Origin of the sequence: Dactylosporangium sp. NPDC051541 (assembly GCF_044454505.1) — a bacterium.
Lineage (GTDB): Bacteria > Actinomycetota > Actinomycetes > Mycobacteriales > Micromonosporaceae > Dactylosporangium.
This window is the reverse complement of record NZ_JBITDU010000003.1, coordinates 879,801-898,847: the sequence shown is the minus strand read 5'-3', so window position 1 is coordinate 898,847 and position 19,047 is coordinate 879,801. Positions and strand designations below refer to the sequence as shown.

17 protein-coding genes and 1 riboswitch are annotated in these 19,047 nt (G+C 72.4%); of the genes, 6 read left to right on the top strand and 11 right to left on the bottom strand.

Annotation, left to right across the window (positions count from 1 at the left end; all coding sequences use genetic code 11):
* Positions 1-10 precede the first annotated feature (10 nt).
* The 3 genes from ACIA8L_RS18310 to ACIA8L_RS18300 form a co-directional block, all read right to left on the bottom strand.
* Positions 11-574 carry a hypothetical protein gene (locus ACIA8L_RS18310; protein ID WP_395905768.1) on the bottom strand — a complete coding sequence of 188 codons (564 nt, stop codon included), beginning with the start codon at positions 572-574 and terminating at the stop codon, positions 11-13.
* Between the two features lie 164 nt (positions 575-738).
* On the bottom strand, positions 739-2,148 hold the full coding sequence (locus ACIA8L_RS18305; RefSeq protein ID WP_395905766.1) for a ricin-type beta-trefoil lectin domain protein: 1,410 nt from the start codon (positions 2,146-2,148) through the stop codon (positions 739-741).
* A 192-nt stretch (positions 2,149-2,340) separates the two neighbouring features.
* Positions 2,341-2,646 (bottom strand): DUF6223 family protein, encoded by a 306-nt coding sequence (locus ACIA8L_RS18300; protein WP_395905764.1) that lies wholly within the window; start codon positions 2,644-2,646, stop codon positions 2,341-2,343.
* A 163-nt stretch (positions 2,647-2,809) separates the two neighbouring features.
* Here ACIA8L_RS18300 and ACIA8L_RS18295 point away from each other — a divergent pair, with 163 nt between their 5' ends.
* Positions 2,810-3,913 carry a sensor histidine kinase gene (locus ACIA8L_RS18295; RefSeq protein ID WP_395905762.1) on the top strand — a complete coding sequence of 368 codons (1,104 nt, stop codon included), beginning with the start codon at positions 2,810-2,812 and terminating at the stop codon, positions 3,911-3,913.
* Complete coding sequence (locus ACIA8L_RS18290; RefSeq protein ID WP_395905760.1) at positions 3,910-4,572, top strand: response regulator; 663 nt, start codon at positions 3,910-3,912, stop codon at positions 4,570-4,572. Before ACIA8L_RS18295 ends, ACIA8L_RS18290 begins: the two co-directional genes overlap by 4 nt.
* 930 nt (positions 4,573-5,502) lie before the next feature.
* Here the strand turns inward: ACIA8L_RS18290 and ACIA8L_RS18285 are convergent.
* Entirely contained in the window at positions 5,503-6,699 is a 1,197-nt protein-coding gene (locus ACIA8L_RS18285) for an ROK family protein (protein WP_395905758.1), read from the bottom strand.
* Between the two features lie 133 nt (positions 6,700-6,832).
* A complete protein-coding gene (locus tag ACIA8L_RS18280; protein WP_395905756.1) occupies positions 6,833-7,903 on the bottom strand; it encodes a hypothetical protein in 1,071 nt (356 codons plus the stop codon).
* A gap of 135 nt (positions 7,904-8,038) precedes the next feature.
* Between ACIA8L_RS18280 and ACIA8L_RS18275 the strand changes: the two genes are divergently transcribed.
* The gene (locus ACIA8L_RS18275; RefSeq protein ID WP_395905754.1) at positions 8,039-8,773 is read left to right on the top strand and encodes a laminin G domain-containing protein; all 735 of its coding nucleotides are present in this window, start codon (positions 8,039-8,041) and stop codon (positions 8,771-8,773) included.
* Here the strand turns inward: ACIA8L_RS18275 and cobM are convergent.
* The 5 genes from cobM to ACIA8L_RS18250 are packed head-to-tail and all read right to left on the bottom strand — an operon-like array spanning position 8,770 to position 15,079.
* Positions 8,770-9,525, bottom strand: a complete 756-nt coding sequence (gene cobM / locus ACIA8L_RS18270) for a precorrin-4 C(11)-methyltransferase (RefSeq protein WP_395905752.1) — start codon at positions 9,523-9,525, stop codon at positions 8,770-8,772. The genes ACIA8L_RS18275 and cobM overlap by 4 nt on opposite strands.
* Positions 9,522-11,036: a precorrin-6y C5,15-methyltransferase (decarboxylating) subunit CbiE gene (gene cbiE, locus ACIA8L_RS18265; RefSeq protein ID WP_395905750.1), complete on the bottom strand. Its 1,515-nt coding sequence runs from the start codon at positions 11,034-11,036 to the stop codon at positions 9,522-9,524. Before cbiE ends, cobM begins: the two co-directional genes overlap by 4 nt.
* Positions 11,027-12,358 (bottom strand): cobyrinate a,c-diamide synthase, encoded by a 1,332-nt coding sequence (locus ACIA8L_RS18260; protein ID WP_395905748.1) that lies wholly within the window; start codon positions 12,356-12,358, stop codon positions 11,027-11,029. The genes cbiE and ACIA8L_RS18260 overlap by 10 nt, the downstream gene beginning before the upstream one ends.
* Entirely contained in the window at positions 12,352-12,954 is a 603-nt protein-coding gene (cobO, locus tag ACIA8L_RS18255) for a cob(I)yrinic acid a,c-diamide adenosyltransferase (protein ID WP_395905746.1), read from the bottom strand. Before cobO ends, ACIA8L_RS18260 begins: the two co-directional genes overlap by 7 nt.
* Positions 12,955-12,958: 4 nt before the next feature.
* Positions 12,959-15,079, bottom strand: a complete 2,121-nt coding sequence (locus ACIA8L_RS18250) for a VWA domain-containing protein (protein WP_395905744.1) — start codon at positions 15,077-15,079, stop codon at positions 12,959-12,961.
* Positions 15,080-15,138: 59 nt separating this feature from the next.
* A riboswitch (cobalamin riboswitch) is annotated at positions 15,139-15,267 on the bottom strand.
* Positions 15,268-15,354: 87 nt separating this feature from the next.
* Between ACIA8L_RS18250 and ACIA8L_RS18245 the strand changes: the two genes are divergently transcribed.
* The 3 genes from ACIA8L_RS18245 to ACIA8L_RS18235 all read left to right on the top strand — a co-directional run bounded on the left by ACIA8L_RS18245 (position 15,355) and on the right by ACIA8L_RS18235 (position 17,592).
* A complete protein-coding gene (locus tag ACIA8L_RS18245; RefSeq protein ID WP_395905742.1) occupies positions 15,355-16,230 on the top strand; it encodes a hypothetical protein in 876 nt (291 codons plus the stop codon).
* A 120-nt stretch (positions 16,231-16,350) separates the two neighbouring features.
* Positions 16,351-17,139: a hypothetical protein gene (locus tag ACIA8L_RS18240; RefSeq protein ID WP_395905740.1), complete on the top strand. Its 789-nt coding sequence runs from the start codon at positions 16,351-16,353 to the stop codon at positions 17,137-17,139.
* A 75-nt stretch (positions 17,140-17,214) separates the two neighbouring features.
* Positions 17,215-17,592, top strand: a complete 378-nt coding sequence (locus tag ACIA8L_RS18235; RefSeq protein ID WP_395905738.1) for a hypothetical protein — start codon at positions 17,215-17,217, stop codon at positions 17,590-17,592.
* 187 nt (positions 17,593-17,779) lie between these two features.
* Here the strand turns inward: ACIA8L_RS18235 and ACIA8L_RS18230 are convergent, their stop codons facing one another.
* Entirely contained in the window at positions 17,780-19,009 is a 1,230-nt protein-coding gene (locus tag ACIA8L_RS18230; protein WP_395905736.1) for a hypothetical protein, read from the bottom strand.
* Positions 19,010-19,047: the final 38 nt, after the last annotated feature.

Sequence of the window (19,047 nt, the reverse complement as noted above, 5' to 3'; positions counted from 1 at the left end):
GGACGACCCCTCAGGCCAGGATCTCCCCCGCGCCGCCGGCGGTCTCGTTGACGGAGGCGAGCCAGGCCTTCATGTCGGTCTTCGACAGGCCGGTGCCGCCCACGACGACGGTGCTGCCGACGATCAGCGTCGGATACATCGAAGCCTGGTCCTGCGCGTAGGCCTTGGCCGCGTTGGCCGCCTTGAACTCCACGAAGACGGCCTGCTGCCCGCGGTGCGGGAGCGCGGCGCCCTTCTTCTCGTAGCAGTCGAACTGCTTGAAGCTCGCAACGGCCGAGCGGTACTTGGCCTCCACGCCGGTGGAGTTGGCGTCCCACTGCCCGAACGGGCAGTCGGGGTCCTTGGTGAACAGCTCCCCGGTCAGCTTGCCGACAGTGGAGAACTCGAGCTTGCCGTTGTTGCCACTCGCCTTCGCGCTCGGCTTGGCACTCGCGGAGGCCGGCACCTGGGTGGAGGGTGCGGCGGAGGCGGCGGACTCGGTCTTGGGGGCTTCCGGCTTGTCGTCGCCGCACGCCGCGGTCAGCAGGAGGGCGGCGCCGGAGACGGCTAGGACGGGCAGGAGACGCTTGAACATCAAGGATTCCTTTATGTGGTACCGCAAGTGCGTTCGCGGTGTGTCTTCGTTGGACGAAGAGCAACCTACGGCCGCCACGGCACCGTTTGATCCCCGATGTATGCCACCCTCCGGTATTGGATGGTGCCCCGGCCGTCCGCATACCGGGGCACCCGCTCGTGGGTCTAGCCCTTGTACTGGGCGATGACCTTGGTGAAGTCCCACGCGCTCTGCGAGACGCCGCTGCACGTGTCGTCGTTGGTGCTGCCGCCGTTGCACGGCCGGTCGCGGTTGGCCGACCAGAACGTGAACCGGGCCAGGTGGTGCTGCTGCGCGTAGGCGAGCATGGTGCGGAAGTCGGCCACCGTGACCGTCTCGCCGACATCGGTGATGCCGTTCATCGACGAGATGCCGGAGTGCCGGTAGGCCTGGTCATCGGTGTACTTGTAGCCGTTTTTCACCGCGTTCTTGAGGCCCTCGGCCGCCTGGATGGTCAGGTTGCCCATGTTCTGCCCGGCCGCGCCGAAGTCGAACGGCATGATGGTCCACGCGTCGACGGTCAGCCCGCTGGCCGCGGCCCGGTTGATCATCGTGGAGTCCGGCCCGTTGCGGTCACTGGGGAACGTGACGTAGACGGCGGTGTTCGGGTTGTTGGCCTTGACCGTCTTCAGCGCGTCGATGGTGCGCTGCTGGAGGGTCGGGTTGTTGTACACCGTGCCCTCGATGTCGATGTCGATCGCCTTGAGCCCGTAGGCGTTGATGACCTTCTGGTAGGCCGCGGCGAGCGCGCTCGCGCTGCTGCAGGTCTGCTCCAGCCACGGTCCGCTGGCCCCGCCGAACGACACGGCGACGTCACCGCCGGCGCCGCGGATGTTGTTGATGGTGGTCTGGTCCTGGCCACCGGTGAGCGGCCGGTTGCCGTCCCACAGCGGCTCGCAGGCGCCGTTGGAGAGGATGAACGCCATCGTGAACCACTTGATGCCGGTCGCGCTCATGATGGTGCGCGGGTCCGGCAGGTTGCCCCAGCCGAGGTACGCGTACGGCGCGGCACCCATCGCCGGGTTGGAGGTCGGCGGGTTGGACGTCGGCCCTCCGGTCGTGGGCGGCGTGGTGGTGCCGCCGGGGAGCGTCCAGCGCTGGTTCGCGCCGGCGAAGCAGTCCCAGATCTGCAGCGGGGTGCCGTCGGCCGAGCTGTTGCCGGTGGCGTCGAGGCACTTGCCGAGCGCGCGGAGGGTGCCGTCGCTGTTGCGGGACCACTTCTGAGCGGTCGTACCGTTGCAGTCGTAGATCTGCACCTTGGTGCCGTTCGCGGAGCTGGCCGCGTTCACGTCGAGACACTTGCCGAGCGCCTTGATGGTGCCGTCGTCGCCGATGGTCCACTGCTGGGCGTTCGAACCGTTGCACGTGTAGAGCTGCACTTGCGTGCCGTTCGCCGAGCTGGCCGCGGCCACGTCGACGCACTTGCCGCCGAAGCCGGTGATCTGGCCGACCGTGGCGGCGGACGCGGAGTTCATCGCCACGACACCGACCACGCCGATGACGGCGAGGGCGGCCGCGGCGATGACTCCGCGGCGGAGCAGGCGGGTTTTTGCCATGAGGGGCCTTTCACATGAGGGTGACCCCGGTCGGGCGCGCGGCAGAACTGGCCGGCAACCTATCTGTTAAGCGCCTTTCCAGATTGAGGGCAGGCTATGACCAGATCCATCACGCGTCAATAAAAGAGGTAAAAAAAGGGGTGCCGTTAAGGTCCCCTTGAGCCTCGCCACCCGCCGTGACCAGGCCGTTGCTTATCGGCGTGCTTGATCGGCCCGTCTGATCGCCAGGCCGCCCAGGACCGCCGCCGCCAGTCCCAGGACCACCGCCGCCCCGGCCCCGACGACACCGTTGCCGGTTCCCGGGCCCCCGTCCGCGGTGGCCAGCAGCAGGACGCCGACGGCCGCGCCCGCGGCACCGCCTATCGCAGTGATCATCAACGCGTTCCGCCCGAACCGGCCGCGGCGGGCGATCGCGAGCGCTCCGACGATGACCGCGGCGAGTGTCACCAGCGCGGCCACGGTGGCCACCATTCGATCGATGGTCAGGTATCCATTCATGTCGCCATCGTGTCCGCCCGGGCCGTGGTCGGTCGTCGTGCCCGAGTCGGCAGTTTCGGGTGCTGCTCCGGTGGCAGGTTTCGCCGGGCTACTGCGAACGCAGCAGTCCGCATCGGTCCTGCGGCAGGAGTCGCAGCGGCGGATCGGCGGCTATCGTGCCCGCATGGGCGCTCGGCGGGTCGGAGTCTGGGACGTCGTGATCGGCGTGGGCGTGGCTGCGATCCTCGTCGTCAGCGGGGCCGCGGAGCATCGCCCGGGCGCGCTCGCCTACACCCTGCTCGCCGCCGGCGGCCTCGCGCTCGTCGCCCGGCGATGGCAGCCGGTCCCGGTGCTCATCGCCACCGGCCTGTGCGCGGCCGGCTACCAGGCCGCGGGCTTCGACGTGTTCGCGGTGGCCTACCTGGTCGCCGTCTACGCCGCGATGCGGGCCGGCCACCGCGTCGCCACCGCCGCCGTCAGCGTCGCCATGCTGGCCGGCCTGCCCCTGGCCGCCCTGGCCGGCGGGTCCGCCGACGCGGCCGCGGCCATGGCCCGGGCCCGGGGCGTGCTCGAACTGGCCTGGCTGATCGCGGCGGCCGCGGCCGGTGAAGCGCTGCGCCAGGCCGAGCGCCGGGCCGACGCCGCCGAACGGACCCGGGAGGAGGCCGCCCGCCGCCGCGCCGACGAGGAGCGCCTGCACATCGCCCGGGAACTGCACGACACCCTCACCCACCAGATCTCGGTCATCAAGGTCCAGGCCGAGGCGGCCGTCCACCTGGCCCAGAAGCGCGGCGAGCCCGTCCCCCCGGCGCTGCTCGCGATCCGCGACGCCGGCCGGGAAGCGGCCCGCGAACTGCGTACGACCCTCGAGGCCCTGCGCGAGGACGACACCGCACCCCCGCCCGGCCTGGACCGCATCCCCGACCTGGTCGAGCGGGCCCGGGCCGCCGGCCTGGACGCGCACCTGGCCGTCGACGGCGAGCCCACCTCCCCGGCCGGCGTGGTCGAGCGCACGGCGTACCGGATCGTGCAGGAGGCGCTGACGAACGTCACCCGCCACGCGGCCGCTTCGAGCGCCTCCGTGCGGATCTCCTGCCGCCCGCACTTCGTGGTCGTCGAGGTCGACGACGACGGCACCGCCACCCCCGACCGCCCACCGGTCCCGGGCGTCGGCCTGCTCGGGATGCGCGAACGGGTCACCGCCCTCGGCGGCCGCCTGCGCGCCGAACCCCGCCCCGGCGGCGGCTTCACGGTCCGGGCCGAACTCCCCGTGGACGGCGGCCCGTGATCCGCGTCCTGCTCGTCGACGACCAGCCCCTGATCCGCAGCGGCTTCCGGGCCCTGCTCGACGCCGAGGACGACATCCAGGTCGTCGGCGAGGCCGGCGACGGCGGCGACGGCGTGGCCCTGGCCCGGCAGCACCACCCCGACGTCGTCCTCGTCGACGTACGGATGCCGGGCGTGGACGGCATCGAGGCGACCCGGCGCATCGCCGCCGACCCGGACCTGACCGCGGTGCACGTGGTGGTCCTGACGAACTACGGCCTCGACGAGTACGTGCTGGGCGCCCTGCGCGCCGGCGCCGCCGGCTTCCTGGTGAAGGACATCCTCCCGGAAGACTTCCTGCACGCCGTCCGAGTAGCCGCCCGCGGCGACGCCCTCCTGGCGCCGTCGATCACCAGGCGCCTGATCGAACGCTACGTGGCCCACCCACCATCCCCGACCGCCACCACAGCGCTGCGACAACTCACCACCCGCGAACGCGAGGCCGTGACCCTGGTCGCTCAGGGCATGTCCAACGACGAGATCGCGGCCGGCATGGTGATCACCCCGATAACCGCGAAGACGCACATCAACCGAGCCATGACCAAACTCCACGCCCGCGACCGCGCCCAATTGGTCGTAATCGCCTACGAGTCCGGCCTCGTAACCCCACCAAAACCCTGAGCCGAAATCCTGAAGAAACCCGCTTTCGTCGCCGCAGGCGCCACGAATCGCTACCACCGAAAAATGACCACGACGGACCCGCCACATTCTCCACGGACCGCAACCAACAAACCGCAACCAACCTACGGTCCGGACCACGCTACCCGGTAGTTCCCATCGGCCGAGCCCACGTTGCGGTGCCCCTCCAGCCGGAGTAACGAGCGCCACAAATACGAGCCGGAATAGGTGGATGCATTCGATCTCCAGGTTTGGGATAATCAATACATGCGCGGGCAGATGAGCTTTTTCAGCAAGAGCGAAGAGGCAACAATGCGCGATCGGACACGGTCGCGGAAATACAGCCCGATCGTGGAAGAGTTCCGCCGCGTGCACAAAGAACAACGCGACTGGGGACTTGAACGGCGGCATGAGGCGAAGCTTCGGCGGATCTTCGGCGGCCGCGTGCCCGTCAGCCAGGAGGAGTGGCTGCGGGTCTGGGCGTCTCGGCGGCGGGTGGAGGAGCCGGCGTCCGTCGCCCTCGATGTTGACGACGCCTGTGACGCTGCGTCGTCGGAGGAAGATGTCGTGCGGTTGGAGGGGCACCGCGATGTGGGCTCGGCCGATGGGAACTACCGGGTAGCGTGGTCCGGGCCGTTGTTTGGGTGCGGTTTGTTGGCTGAGGTTCGTCTGTCGCTGCGCGGTCCGTTGTGGTCGACATTCGGTGGTGGCGATTCGGGGGCGCCTGCGGCGACGAAATGCCGGATTGCGGATTGTGGATTGGCGGCGGTGGCCTTTTGCCGGTTGCCGCGGCTGGTTCGCGCCGACGGGATTACGGGCGGGTGGCGGCGCCGAAAGCTACCGCGTTCGGGCCCAGTTCGCACAGTTCGATTGAGACCTGGCCGAAGGGGTGCTCCAACGGTTGCTCGCGGGTCGCCTCGCGGGTTTGCGGGGTTAAGGGCGGGAGGCTCGGCGTAGGAGTTCGGCCATGGGGAGGGTGGCGGCGCCGAAAGCTACTGCGTCGGGGCCCAGTTCGCACAGTTCGATTGAGACCTGGCCGAAGGGGTGCTCCAGCGCTTGTTCGCGGGCCGCCTCGCGGATTTGGGGTAGTAAGCGGGCGCCTAGCGCTAGGCCCGCCCAGCCGCCCAGGACCACTCGTTCCGGGTTGAAGAGGTTGACCAGGTTGCCGATGCCGGCGCCGAGCATGCCGGCGGTTTCGGTCAAGGTTTCGGTGGCGGCCGGGGAGTCGGCGGCGATCAGGGCGGTCACGTCGGCTATCTCGCCGTCGGTGGCCGGGTGGTCGGGGTCCAGGGTGCGGTATCGCTCCAGCAGGCCCTCGGCGCCCACGTAGGCCTCCAAACAGCCCCGCGCGCCGCAGCGGCACTGGCGGCCGCCGTAGACGACCGTTGTGTGGCCCCACTCGCCGGCGCTGCTGCTCGCGCCGCGGTAGACGGTGCCGTTCGTGATCACCGCGGCGCCTACGCCGGAGCCTACGAGGACGATGACGGCGTTGCCGGCGCCGCGGCCCGCGCCGAACCACATCTCGGCCTGGCCCTGGGTTTTCGCGCCGTTCTCGACGAACAGGGGGGCCGTGATGCCGCGCTCCCGCAGCAGGGTGTGGAAGGACACGCCGCGCCAGCCCAGGGTCGGGGCGTAGACCAGCGGGGGGTCGGCCTGCTCGACCGTGCCGGGGACGCCGATGCCGATGCCCAGCACCGACTCCGGGTCGACGTCCTTGAGCACGGCGCGGATGCCGGCCTCGAGCTGGCCCGCAACCGCGGCCGGGTCGGGGCGGGAGGACGGCAGCGGCTCGTCGACCGCGGCCAGGCGGGCCATCGACAGGTCGAACAGCTCCACCTTGACGCCGGTCTCGCCGACGTCCGCGCCGACCAGGCGGCCGAAGTCGGGGTTGACCCGCAGCAGGACGCGGGGGCGGCCGCCATCGGACTCGATCTGGCCGGCCTCGATGATCAGGTTTTCGTGGAGCAGCTCGGCGGTGACGCTGCTCGCGGTCGCGGCGCTGAGGCCGGTGATGCGGCTCAGGTCGTGGCGGCTCAGCGGGCCGCGGAAGAACAGCTCCGACAGCAGCGTCGAGCGGTTGCGCCGGCGCATGTCGCGTGTCGTCGCGCGTTCGACCTCGATGCGCACCACCCCAGAACCGCCTCCCCCTTGTCCGTCGGTGACGATCGTGTCACGCGGACGCACGACCGTCGACACCGGACTGCCCGTTCACCGCCGCCACCACGACGGACGCCCCACGACCCGGCAACGGCACACGCGGAGTTCACCGCCGCCGGGCCCGCCTCGCCACGGCCGCCACCAGGCCGACCGCCACGACGACGAACGCGCCGGTGAGGAGCGCCACCTTGCCCTGCCGGTCGGGGACGGCGGCCGCCGCTTCCGAGGCCGAACTGCCGGCACTGGCCGAGCCGCTGGGCTGCGGGCTCGACGCGGGTGGTGAGGAAGGGCGCGGGCGGTCCACTGTGTATCGCAGGATGGTCGTCGGGCCCGCCTGGTCGGACACGGTCAGGAAGTCGTTGCCGTCGGCGGTGTAGGCGATGGCCTCCCCCTGCGGCTCGTCCGGCAAGGGCGTCACCCGCGGATGGCCGGACGTGATCGCCTTGGCCACATCGCCGCCGGACACGTCGAACTCGTAGGCGTCGGCATAGGTGCGGACGACCGCTCTGGTGCCGTCCGGCGACACGGCCGCCCCGGTGACGAACCCGTCGCCGAAGAAGCCGAACGGGTTGCTGGTGCCGCTGTGTGTCGCCTCGAACTTGCCGATGGCGGTCAGCGGGGCGCCTTCCGTGTTGTCGGTCGGCAGCGGGGTGTCGAGGCGGAACACCTGGCCGCTGGGGTCCTTGGTGACGATGATCGGGCGGCCGGCGCCGTCGATGAGCAGCGCTTCGGCGTCGCGGGGGACGCCGTCGGGGTACCGCAGCCGATGGATTTTCATGCTCTTCGCCCCAGGCGCCAGGGTCCACAGCGCGATCGTCTCCCGGCGCTTGCCGGAGCCGCCGGTCAGCGGGCTGTTGTCGCCGATGTCGGCGATCCACACCGTGCCCTTGCTGTCGACCGCGAGGTCCTCGGGGTCGCGGGCCGTCGTCGGGTAGCCCACGCTGCGGGTCACCTTGCAGTCGGGGCCGAGGGAGAAGAGGCGGGTCTTGCGCGGCTCGGGGTTGGAGTCGTTTTCGACGAGGTAGCCGCCGCCGGGCAGCGCGGCCAGGCCGGACGCCTCGGTGACGGCGGGGTCGGTGATCCGGCAGGCCGCTTGGGGACCTTCGACCTTCGCGAACGCTGCTTGCGGCGCCCCCAAGAGAACGACGACAACCGTGACGATCACCGCCCATCGCATGTCGTCCAGTCTGCCAGGGCCGCACCCCCTCACCCGGACCGGGTGACCGCCCGTCGTCCGATCGGACGCGGAGAGTGACCAACACGATGGTGGAATGTCATGTTTGGGAATCCCGGGATATGGCACATTTCGGACATGAGGACATGGGGGATTCTGACGGCGACGCTGGCCGGGGGCGCCGTCCTGCTCGACGTCTCGATGGCCGCGGCGGCCGACGCCCCGGCCCCGGTGGTCGTCGCCCGCTACAGCTTCGACGCGGTGAAGGCCGGCGGGCCGGTTGCCGACGACTCGGGCCACGGCCACAACCTGCTCCCGTTCGGCGGCCACGGCGGCAAGGTCAAGCTGTCACCGGGCGCGGCGGGCCTGGCCGCGGCGTTCCCGGCCAAGTGCAAGGGCAAGGCCAAGAAGTGCCCGCACGCGGTGCTGCAGGCCCCGGACGCGCCCGAGCTCAACCCGGGCACCGGCCCGATCCGCTACGGGGCCTCGGTGCGGCTGGCGAAGGGTCAGACCGGCAAGGGCGAAAATGTGCTGCAGAAGGGGTACTCCACCGCCGGCAGCCAGTACAAGCTGCAGGTCGACGGGGCGGCCGGCCGGCCCAGCTGCGTGATGGCGGACAATGTGGTCCGCGGTATTCACGTGGCCCAGTCCGACGTGTCGGTCGCCGACGGGCAGTGGCACCGGCTGGAGTGCCGCCGCGCGGGCGCGACGCTGACGCTGCTGGTCGACGACGCCGTGCGCGCGACGACCGCGATCCCGGCGACCCTGGCCATCACCAACTCGGTGCCGCTGAGCGTGGGTGGCAAGGGCAACGGGCTGAACAACGACCAGTTCCACGGTGCCCTCGACGACGTCTGGATCGCCTTGGGCTAACCGGCCGAGCGGTGGCGCTCGCGGGTGGTCGAGTACAGGTGGCTGTCGGGGAACGCCTCGGCGGCGAGGGCCGGGCCGACGATGATGACGGCGGTGCGTTTGATGCCGGCCGCACGGACCTGGCCGGCGATGTCGGCGAGGGTGCCGCGGAGGATGATCTCGCCGGGGCGGCTGGCGTAGGCGACGACGGCGGCCGGGCAGCCGGGGCCGTAGTGCTCGGCGAGCTCCGGGGCGAGGGCGTCGATGCGCTGGACGGCGAGGTGCAGGACGAGGGTGGCCCGGCTCGCGGCGAGGGTGGCGAGCTGCTCGCCGGGTGGCATCGGGGTGGCCCGGGCGGCGGTACGGGTGAGGATGACCGACTGCGCCACGCCGGGGACGGTGAGCTCGCGGCCCAGCGCGGCGGCCGCGGCGGCGAAGGCGGGGACGCCGGGCACGATCTCGTAGGGGACGCCGGCCGCGTCGAGGCGGCGCAGCTGCTCGGCCATGGCGCTGAACACGGACGGGTCGCCGGAGTGCAGCCGGGCGACGTCGTGCCCGGCGGTGTGCGCGGCGACGAGTTCGGCGATGATCTGGTCGAGGTCGAGGTCGGCGGTGTCGACGAGGCGGGCACCGGGCGGGCAGTGGGCGAGCAGTTCGACGGGGACGAGGCTGCCGGCGTAGAGGCAGACGGGGGCGGCGGCGATGCGGTCGCGGCCGCGGACAGTGATGAGGTCGGCGGCGCCCGGTCCGGCGCCGATGAAGTACACGGTCATTTCCGTACCGTCCATTGGGTCACGGGCATCATGGGCCGCCAGCCGAGGTAGCCGCCGACGGGGGCGGCGCGGTTGACGGCGATGCGGGTGAGTTCGCCGCCGTGGCGGTCGTGGAGTTCGGCGACGAGCCGCTCGGATTCGACGGTGACGGCGTTGGCGACGAGGCGCCCACCGGGGGCGAGGGCCGCCCAGCACGTGTCGAACACGCCGGGTGTGGTGAGCCCGCCGCCGATGAAGACGGCGTCGGGCCGGTCGGTGCGGTCCCGCAGTGCCTCCGGGGCGGGGCCGGTGACGATGTCGATGCCGGGTACGCCGAAGGTGTGTGCGTTGCGGCCGATCCGTTCGGCGCGGGCGGGGTCGCGTTCGAAGGCGACGGCGTGGCAGCTGTGGTGGGCGCGGGCCCATTCGATGGCGATGCTGCCGGTGCCGGCGCCGACGTCCCAGAGGAGTTCGCCGGGGCGGGGGCCGAGGGCGGCGAGGGTGACGGCGCGGATCTCGCGTTTGGTGAGCTGGCCGTCGCTGTCGTACCGGTCGTCGGCGATCCCCGGCACGACCTGGATGCCGCCGGCGCCGCGGGCCTCGATCGCCACGATGTTGAGTGGCCGGGCGGCGGCGGGGTCGTGGTGGATGCGTTCCGTGGCCGATCCGAGGTCTTCCAGGATGGTGACGTCGCTGTCGGCGAACCCGTGTGCCTCCAGGATCCGCCAGACGTCGCCCGGGGTCTGTTTCCCGGCCGACAGCACGAGAATCCTTCGTCCATTGTGGATGCAACGTGGCAATACATCGACGGACCGGACGACTTCCGTATCCTCGACGGCCCACCCGAGCCGCGCGCAGGCAAAGGCGATCGACGACGGCTGCGGCAGCACCGTCACGTGCGCAGCCCCGAGGAGCCGCACGAGCGTCGTCCCGATCCCGTAGTGCATCGGGTCGCCGGACGCCAGCACGCACACACGCTTCCCGTGCTGCTCGGCGAGGAGCCGGGGCAGCGCGGGCACGAGCGGCGAAGGCCAGGCGATCTTGTCCGCACCGGGGAGCGTGACCAGCTCCAGCTGCCGCGGCCCGCCGAAGACCACGTCGGCCTGCTCCAGCGCCGCCTTGCCCGCCGCGCTCACATCGCCGTCGGCGCCGACGCCCACCACGACGACATCGGGCGCGGGCGCGGCGACGGCGATGGTCACCGAGGCCGACGACCGCTTGCCGACGAGGAGCACGGCGGCACTCCCCGCACCCGCGGCCAGCAGCGCGGCAGCCTCCGCGACGCTGGCCGTGCCGAGAGCGTCGCGCACCCGCGATGACGGTGAAGGAACCCGGACCCGAGACAGTTCCTCCGCCGAGAATGCTATCACTTCCCACCCGAATTCGGCCGCCACCACCGCTGCCAACGCCCGCCTGGAGTCCACTGTGGACAAGGTGAGGGCATCATCCTCCACAGAGGACTCCCGCAGCAGTGCGAGGACCTCGTCCGGGGTGGCCGACGAGCGGGCGCCGAGGCCGACGACTAGGCGCATGCGGCGACCAGCCGGTAGGCCAGCGAAGGGTTCCCGGCCCAGTGCAGGTGCAGGTAGGAGGCGTGCACGTGGCCGGTGACGAACCCGTCCCGGCCGTCCCGCCAGGCCCAGGCCGGGGAGGTGGGATCGGCGGCCGGTGTGACCCGGGTGCGGTGGAACTCGTGCCCGGTGACGCGGGTGCCGGCCGGGGCGAGGACGCTGTCGGTGAGCGCGACCGCGTCGCGGTAGCCGAGGGTCAGCGACGGGGTCATCGCCGCGTCGGCGTCCAGGACCCCGCACATCGGGTTGCCGTCGAGGGTCCGGCACAGCCAGAGCAGCCCGGCGCACTCGGCCGCGATGACGCCGCCGGCCGCGGCCAGGTCGGCCACCGCGCGCCGCAGGCCGGCGTTCGCGGAGAGCTCCTTGGCGTACACCTCGGGGAAGCCGCCGCCGACGACCAGCGCCCGCGCCCCGTCCGGCAGTCGCTCGTCGTGCAGCGGGTCGACCGTGACCACCTGAGCACCGGCGGCGGTGAGCAGCTCGACGGTCTCGGCGTAGCCGAACGAGAACGCCGGGCCGCCCGCGACCGCCACCACCGGGCGGCCCGCGACCGGTGCGGCCACCGACGGCGTCCACGGTGCGGCGCTCAGGGGCGGGGCCGAGCGGGCCACGGCCTCGATCGCGTCCAGGTCGACGCTCGCCGCGATCAGGTCGGCCAGGGCGGCGACGGACGCGGCCGCGTCGGCGGAGCGCTCGACGACCGGGACCAGGCCGAGGTGGCGGGACGGCGCGGCGACCGCGTCGTGGCGGCGCAGGACGCCGAGGACCGGGGTGCCGACCTCGGCGCACGCGTCCCGGAGGATCTGCTCGTGCCGGTCCGAGCCGACCCGGTTGAGGATGGCGCCGGCGATGTGCAGGCCGTCGCCGAACGTGCGGAAGCCGTGAATGAGCGCGGCGACCGAGCGGGCCTGCGCGGTCGCGTCGACGACCAGGACGATCGGGGCCCGCAGCAGCCGGGCGACGTGCGCGGTGGAGCCGAGCTCGCCGCCGCCGGTTCGGCCGTCGTAGAGGCCCATGACGCCCTCGACGACGGCCAGGTCGGTGCCGGCCGCGCCGTGCGCGAACAGCGGCGCGATGAGCTCCTCGCCGACGAGGACGGGGTCGAGGTTGCGGCCCGGGCGGCCGGCGGCGAGCGCGTGATAGCCGGGGTCGATGTAGTCGGGCCCGACCTTGAACGGCGCGACCGTGCGCCCGCGGGCGGCGAACGCGGCCAGCAGGCCGGTCGCGACGGTCGTCTTGCCGTGCCCGGACGCGGGGGCCGCGATGACGATCCGGGCTACCACTCGATGCCCTGCTGGCCTTTTCGCCCGGCGTCCATCGGGTGCCTGACCTTCGTCATCTCGGTGACCAGGTCGGCCGCCTCGATGAGGTCGGGGTGGGCGTCGCGGCCGGTGACGACGACGTGCTGGTTGCCGGGGCGCTCGCGCAGCGTCTCGACGACGTCGGCGATGTCGACCCAGCCCCACTTGATCGGGTAGGTGAACTCGTCGAGCACGTAGAACCGGTAGGTCTCCGCGGCCAGGTCGCGCTTGATCTGGGCCCAGCCCTCGGCCGCCTCGGCGGCGTGGTCGCGCTCGGTGCCGGGGCGCTGGATCCAGGACCAGCCCTCGCCCATCTTGTGCCACACGACGCCGCCACCCTGGCCGGTCGCGCCGAGCGCGCGCAGGGCGGTCTCCTCGCCGACCTTCCACTTCGGACTCTTCACGAACTGGAAGACACCGATGGACCAGCCGGCACTCCAGGCGCGCAAGGCCATCCCGAAGGCCGCCGTCGACTTGCCTTTGCCCTGCCCCGTGTGTACTGCCAGCACGTGCTGCCGACGCCGCTGGCGCGTGGTGAGCCCGTCGTCCGGAACGTTCTCGACTTTCCCTTGCGGCACTTTGTCAGGCTCCCAGGCTGCTGAGTGGAATACAGGACGCCTCGAGCGCGGCGGCCAGGCGGCGGGCCAGGCCGAGGCGGATCGGGCCGTGCTCGCAGTCGACGACCACCGCGGGCACCCCGGCCAGCAGCGGTACGACGGTCAGCGGGTCCGGCCCGCTGGTCGAGCGGCCGTCGGTGACGACGACGAGCAGCGGGCGGCGGCGGGCGTCGCGGCGGCGCTCGCCGTGCAGGGTGCGGGCGGCCCGGCGCAGGCCGGCGGCGAGCGGGGTGCGGCCCCCGGTGCGCAGCTCGGCCAGGCGCACGACCCCGACCTCGTGGCTGGCCGTCGGCTCCAGCACGAGCTCGGCGTCGCGGCCCCGGAACGAGACCAGCCCCACCTTGTCCCGGCGCTGGTAGGCGTCCCGCAGCAACGACAGGATGGCGGTCTTCACCACGGCCATGCGCTGCCGCGCGGCCATCGAGCCGGAGGCGTCGACGACGAACAGGACGAGGTTCGCCTCCCGGCCGACCTTGACCGCCTCCCGGACGTCGCGGGCCTCGGCCCGGCGGGCGCCGCGCAGGGCGGCGGCGCGGATCGTGTCGGGGACGTGGAGGCTCGTGAGCTTGCCGCCGATCGGGGCCCGGGACCGCACGACCCGGCCGTGCCGGGAGACGGCGGGCGAGCGGCGCCCGGCGTGGGAGCCCGGCCGGCGGTTGGCCCGGCCGGCGATGGTGAGCAGCTTCGGTTTGTACGGCAGCCCGGCGAACGCCAGCTGTCCCGGCGCGCTAACACCGGGCATATCCGATAAATCCGATAAGTCAGACTCGCGCAGCGAGTCGGACTTATCGGATGAGTCGGTCTCGACCGGTGGCCGCTGCACGGGTGGCGAGGGCGGATCGACCGGCCCGGGCGGCGGCCCGGACTGCTCCGGCACGGTCGGCGGCGCCGACGATTCCGACATATCCGAATTGTCGAGCGGGCCGGGCGTGGGGTCGGGGCCGTCGTCCGGTGGTGGCGGGCCGTCGCCGTCCGGCGGGTCGTCGTCGGGGCCAGCCTCCTGCTCGAGGACCTCTTCGAGGCGGTCGCGGTCGGCGCCCGGCGGGTCGAGGGGGTCACGGCGGCGGCGGTGCGGCAGCGCGAGGCGGGCCGCGTCGCGCACGTCGGCCTTCGTGACGACGGTCCGGCCGTGCCAGGCGGCGAGCGCGACGGCGGTGCGGGCGACCACGATGTCGGCCCGGAGGCCGTCGACGCGGTACGCGAGGCAGATCCTCGCGATCCGGTCCAGCTCCTTGTCCGGCAGGGACACCGCGGCCAGCCGCGAACGGGCGATCACGATCCGCTCGGCGAGGGCGGCGTCCTCGGCGACGTAGCGGGCGGCGAACGCGGCCGGGTCGAGCTCGTAGGCGAGCCGGCGGCGCACGACCTCGGCCCGCGGTGCGGCCTCCTGCGGCGCGGCGACCCCGACGACCAGGCCGAACCGGTCGACGAGCTGCGGGCGGGGCTCGCCCTCCTCGGGGTTCATGGTGCCGACGAGCAGGAACCGGGCCGCGTGCTTGACCGAGACGCCGTCCCGCTCGACGTGGGCCCGGCCCATCGCGGCCGCGTCCAGGAGCAGGTCGACGAGGTGGTCCGGGAGCAGGTTGACCTCGTCGACGTAGAGGACCCCGCGGTTGGCCGCGGCGAGCAGGCCCGGCTCGTAGGCCTTGACCCCGTCGCCGAGGGCCCGCTGCAGGTCGAGCGTGCCGACGACCCGGTCCTCGGTGGCGCCCACGGGCAGCTCGACCAGCGCCGAGCGCCGCCGCTGGGAGCCCGGCCCGACGGCGTCCAGCTCCAGCTCAACGCCGACGGTGACGGTCGGCAGGCCGGGATCGTCCGGAATCGAGGTCAGCGCGGTGTCGACGGTGTGGGGGCCGTCGGGGCAGTCGGGGTCGGGGCCGGCCGGGTCGCAGGCGAAGCGGCAGCCGGCGACGACGTCGATGTCGGGCAGCAGCGACGCCAGGGCGCGCACGACGGTCGACTTGGCGGTGCCCTTCTCGCCGCGGACGAGGACGCCCCCGATGGCCGGTGACACGGCGGTGAGCAGCAGTGCCAGGCGCAGGTCGGCCAGGCCGACGACGGCCGAGAACGGGTATGGCGGGGTCACGGGCACTCTTCCCTTCGGCGGGTCCGCGCCCGCGAGGTGGCTTGGTATCGCAGCGGCCGGAGTCTCCTGACTGCCGGATCGCCGCCGCCCCTCGACCTTCCCGCCGTCGCCGGCCGTGGTCCGTGCGCTGAGGTGCGAACTCCCCGGTCACAGTGGCGGGACCGTCCCGGAATCGCACCGGGTTCCTCCACATACCGCAGCGCAATCCTGTCCCACCGGCCCCGGATCGTCAACGTGACCCTCACAATGCCCCACGACCGGCCGATGATGCGGATATGCGGCGCGTCCTCGACTCGGCCGCCCAGGCCGGGCTCTGCGTGCTCCTCGTGTGGATCGCGCTGATCGCGGCCACACCCCTGCGGCTGCCGGGCCTGGCCCCGGAGACCGCGGTCGCGCCGCCGGGGACGCGGGCCATGTGGCTGTGGAAGCCGGAGCCGCCGCGGCCGGTGGTCGAGTGGGCGGCCGCGAACGGGGTGCGGGCGCTGTTCGCGTACTACGACCCGGCGGCCGGCCCGGCCGAGCTCCAACGGCTGGCGACGCTGAAGCGCCTGTGCGACGAGGCCGGGATCATGCTCGACGCGCTCGGTGGCGACCCGTCCTGGACCAACGACCATGCCACCGCGCTGACCTGGGCGAACAGCGCCGCGGCGGCGGGCCTTTTCCACGCCCTGCACGTGGACGTGGAGCCCTATCTGCTGCCGTCCTGGCAAACAGATCAGGCGGCATTGGTACCCCCATATCTGGCGCTTTTGCAGCAAATGTCGGCGGCGACCGAGTTGCCGGTGGAGGCCGACGTGCCGTTCTGGCTGCCGACGGTCACGCTCACGGACGGGCAGAACCTCGCCGACGCCGTGCTCGCCCGCGTGGCCGGGATCACGGTGATGAGCTACCGCAACACCGCCACCGGCGCCAACTCGATCGTCGGGGTCGCCGACGACCTGCTCCGGCGGGCCGGCGCCCTGGCCAAACCGGTGCGGCTGGGCGCGGAGACGCAGGCGCTCGGCGACTGCTCCTACTGCAGCTTCCACGGCACCACGGAGGCGCAGCTGCACAAGACCCTGTCGGCGGTCGACACGGCCGCCCAGCGCTACCCGGCGTTCGCCGGCATCGCGGTCCACCAGTACGAGTCGTGGGTCGCTCTGAGCAGCTGACTTCCCGCACCGGTTTTGAGCCCCGACGGACCGGTTCCGAACCACGGCCTTCGCTCAACCGCCCGGCCGCCGCGCCGATCAGCCACTCGACAGCAAGTCATCTTGGGAAGGACCCCTCCGATGCGCCGTTCCGCCTCCATCGCCCTCGCCTGCGCCGCCGGTGCGGCCGCCATCCTCCCGGCGGCGACGCCCGCCGCGGCCGCGACGCCCGAGCTCGGGCTGGTGGTGCCGGTGCTCGCGCCGATGCTGCCGGGGCAGACGGGCTGGGTGGGCACGATGTGGGCGGCGAGCGACGACATCTGCAACGTGAAGGTCACGGCGAGCGGCACGGGCGTCACGGTGAAGTACCCGACCAACACCGCCACCTACAGCTCCCTGTCCAAGGGCGACTCGCTGGCCACCGGGCACCTGGACTACGCCGCGTTCAACGTCACGATGAACTCCAACACCCTGCTCGCCCTGGTGCCGCTGAAGCTCAGCTACTCCTACACGGTGAAGGCCGACGGGGCGACGGACTGCACCGGTACCGCCAAGACCGGCTCGGTCACGGCGACGCTCCCGGTGGTGTCGGTCTCCGGTGACGCCGTGGTGCAGAAGACGACCCAGGTGACCGTGCCCAAGGCGACCCCGGTCTGGTCGCAGCTGGTCTTCCAGTCGCGCAAGGCGGGCGTGGACAACCTGCAGGTGACGGTCTCCGGTGGGCCGACCGGCCTGGTCGTGAGCTACCCGCAGAACACCGGCACTTTCACGTCCCTGAGCAAGGGCAGCAGCCTGGCCGTGGGCACCGACGACTTCGCCGCGGTCAAGTTCGACGCGACGAACGTGGCCGCCGGGACCTACAAGCTGACGGTCAGCCTCAAGTACGGCAGCACCACCGACACGAACGAGCTCACGCTCGTCGTCGCCTAACGGCATCGGGCCGGTCGGTGTCGCCTCGGCACCGGCCGGCCCGCCGTCATGTCCACAGAGAGGTGGCAACACTCGATGATCCGCTCCCGGGCCCTGCTCGCCGCGGCCACCCTGGCCGTCGTGGCGGCGGGCATTTCCGCGTGTGGCAAGTCAGCGTCGAACAATGGGCCGGACAACACCAACCAGGAGATGAAGGCTCCGAAGGCGTCGGCGACCGCGGCCGACCGCCCCGAGACGACCTTCCTGGACGCGACCGCGCAGCACCTGTGTTCGGTGCAGTCGCAGGTGTACACGGACCCGGCCGCGATGGCCTCGGCGTACGCGTCCCAGCCGCTCTACACGGACCTCACGGCGGCGCAGGTCGAGCAGTTCCAGCAGCGGGTGATCAGCGACCCGGCGTTCGCCGACCGGCTGACCCAGCGGGTGCAGGCGACGTGCGGCCAGGCGAAGTAACTGAGAGCCCGGCGACACCGGGGGAGGAAAGGGTGTCGCCGGGCTGGCTCAGATATCTATATGGACCGAGCGCGAGCTCGAGCTAGGTGGTGCAAGGACTCCTTGCGGTGGGCCCTCTTCGGTGGCGCTGGCATGAGCTTGCACCACCGGACTTGGCGGCCACTTGGCACGCACTTGCGCCGATGTGTCAGCCCGGCGACACCTGGAACATGGCCTCCAGGGCCAGGCGCTCGGCGGCGGCCGCGCGGACGTCCGGGAGCTCGATCGGGTCGTCGCGGAGGTATTCGAGGCGCCGTTCGAGCTTCGCGTCGAGGGGCACCTGCCGGACCGAGATCAGCCGCACGTCGGCCTCGCAGTCCCACAGCCCCTCGGTGAGCGCGCCGGCGCACGCGTCGGGCTCCAGTGCCAGCCGGGCCCGCAGGTAGGCCGCGCGCTCGTAGGAGTGCGGGCTGAACCACAGCGACCGGATCTTCGGCAACGCCTGGCGGGCGGCGTCACCGCCGACTCTGGCCAGCCCGTCGACGAGCCGGTCGTAGCCGCACATGTCGTCGGCCCGTTTGTCCAGCCAGTCGATGCCGGCCAGCAGCGCGGGCCCGTCCGATTCGTCCCCGTGCTCGGCCAGCACGCACAGGCCGCGCCAGTACCCCCCGGAAGCCGGATCTTCGACCGCGCGCCGGGCGGAAGCCAATGAGTCGGCGGCCGGCTCGGCCAGGCATGGTTCGGAGTCGGCGTCCGCCGGGTCGTCGTCGTAGAGATCGGCCGCGCTCAGCAGCTCACCGAGGCCGCGCAGCGGTTCGGGGCCGTGGGCGACGGCGGCCTGGATGCGCTCGTCGCGGGCCGCCCAGTCGCCCCAGGGCGGGCCCGGCGGCAGGTGCAGGGGGCGGCCGGAGCAGGCGAGGCGGTCGGCGGCGACCGTCAGGAGGTCGTCCCACCAGTTCGCGGGCGTTTCCAGCGACACCGGCCTCGTCGGTAGAGACGCAGTCGGTAGAGACGCAGTCGGTAGAGACGCAGTCGGCCAGCGCCGGCCCCCGGCGGCGATCGCGGTGAGGGCTTCGCGCCAGTAGTGGCCGATCTGGACGTACCGCCGCAAACTCTCCACCATCGGCTCGCTCCCGCTCCGCGCGAGAGCCTCGGCCACCCGCAGGACGTGCGTGAACTCGCCGGTCTCGTCGGTGGCGGTGAACAGCCGGGCCACGATCGGGCCCACCGGCAGGTCGAGGTCGCGAACCAGCCGGGCCAGGTAGACGCCGCGATCGTCCAGCGGCAGCCAGCGATGGTCGCGGCGGATGCAGGCGTAGATCAGCTCCGGGGCGGCCGGGTCCTGTCCGGCCCGCACCGCGCCCCGGCCGAGGCCGCGCTGCAGCGCGCCGGCCCGGGTCCGGGTGGGCAGGTAGTGCCAGTCGTCGTCGAGGCTCATGGCGACCCAGTCTGCGTCGGAAACGCGCTGTTCGCAGG

Excerpts from the sequence above, each read along its gene's own strand:
- ACIA8L_RS18245 (WP_395905742.1), top strand. The coding sequence starts at position 15,355 with ATGCGGCGCGTCCTCGACTCGGCCGCCCAGGCCGGGCTCTGCGTGCTC.
- ACIA8L_RS18305 (WP_395905766.1), bottom strand. The coding sequence starts at position 2,148 with ATGGCAAAAACCCGCCTGCTCCGCCGCGGAGTCATCGCCGCGGCCGCC.
- ACIA8L_RS18280 (WP_395905756.1), bottom strand. The coding sequence starts at position 7,903 with ATGCGATGGGCGGTGATCGTCACGGTTGTCGTCGTTCTCTTGGGGGCG.
- ACIA8L_RS18310 (WP_395905768.1), bottom strand. The coding sequence starts at position 574 with ATGTTCAAGCGTCTCCTGCCCGTCCTAGCCGTCTCCGGCGCCGCCCTC.
- ACIA8L_RS18240 (WP_395905740.1), top strand. The coding sequence starts at position 16,351 with ATGCGCCGTTCCGCCTCCATCGCCCTCGCCTGCGCCGCCGGTGCGGCC.
- ACIA8L_RS18230 (WP_395905736.1), bottom strand. The coding sequence starts at position 19,009 with ATGAGCCTCGACGACGACTGGCACTACCTGCCCACCCGGACCCGGGCC.
- ACIA8L_RS18235 (WP_395905738.1), top strand. The coding sequence starts at position 17,215 with ATGATCCGCTCCCGGGCCCTGCTCGCCGCGGCCACCCTGGCCGTCGTG.
- ACIA8L_RS18275 (WP_395905754.1), top strand. The coding sequence starts at position 8,039 with ATGAGGACATGGGGGATTCTGACGGCGACGCTGGCCGGGGGCGCCGTC.
- cbiE (WP_395905750.1), bottom strand. The coding sequence starts at position 11,036 with ATGCGCCTAGTCGTCGGCCTCGGCGCCCGCTCGTCGGCCACCCCGGAC.
- ACIA8L_RS18300 (WP_395905764.1), bottom strand. The coding sequence starts at position 2,646 with ATGAATGGATACCTGACCATCGATCGAATGGTGGCCACCGTGGCCGCG.
- cobM (WP_395905752.1), bottom strand. The coding sequence starts at position 9,525 with ATGACCGTGTACTTCATCGGCGCCGGACCGGGCGCCGCCGACCTCATC.
- ACIA8L_RS18295 (WP_395905762.1), top strand. The coding sequence starts at position 2,810 with ATGGGCGCTCGGCGGGTCGGAGTCTGGGACGTCGTGATCGGCGTGGGC.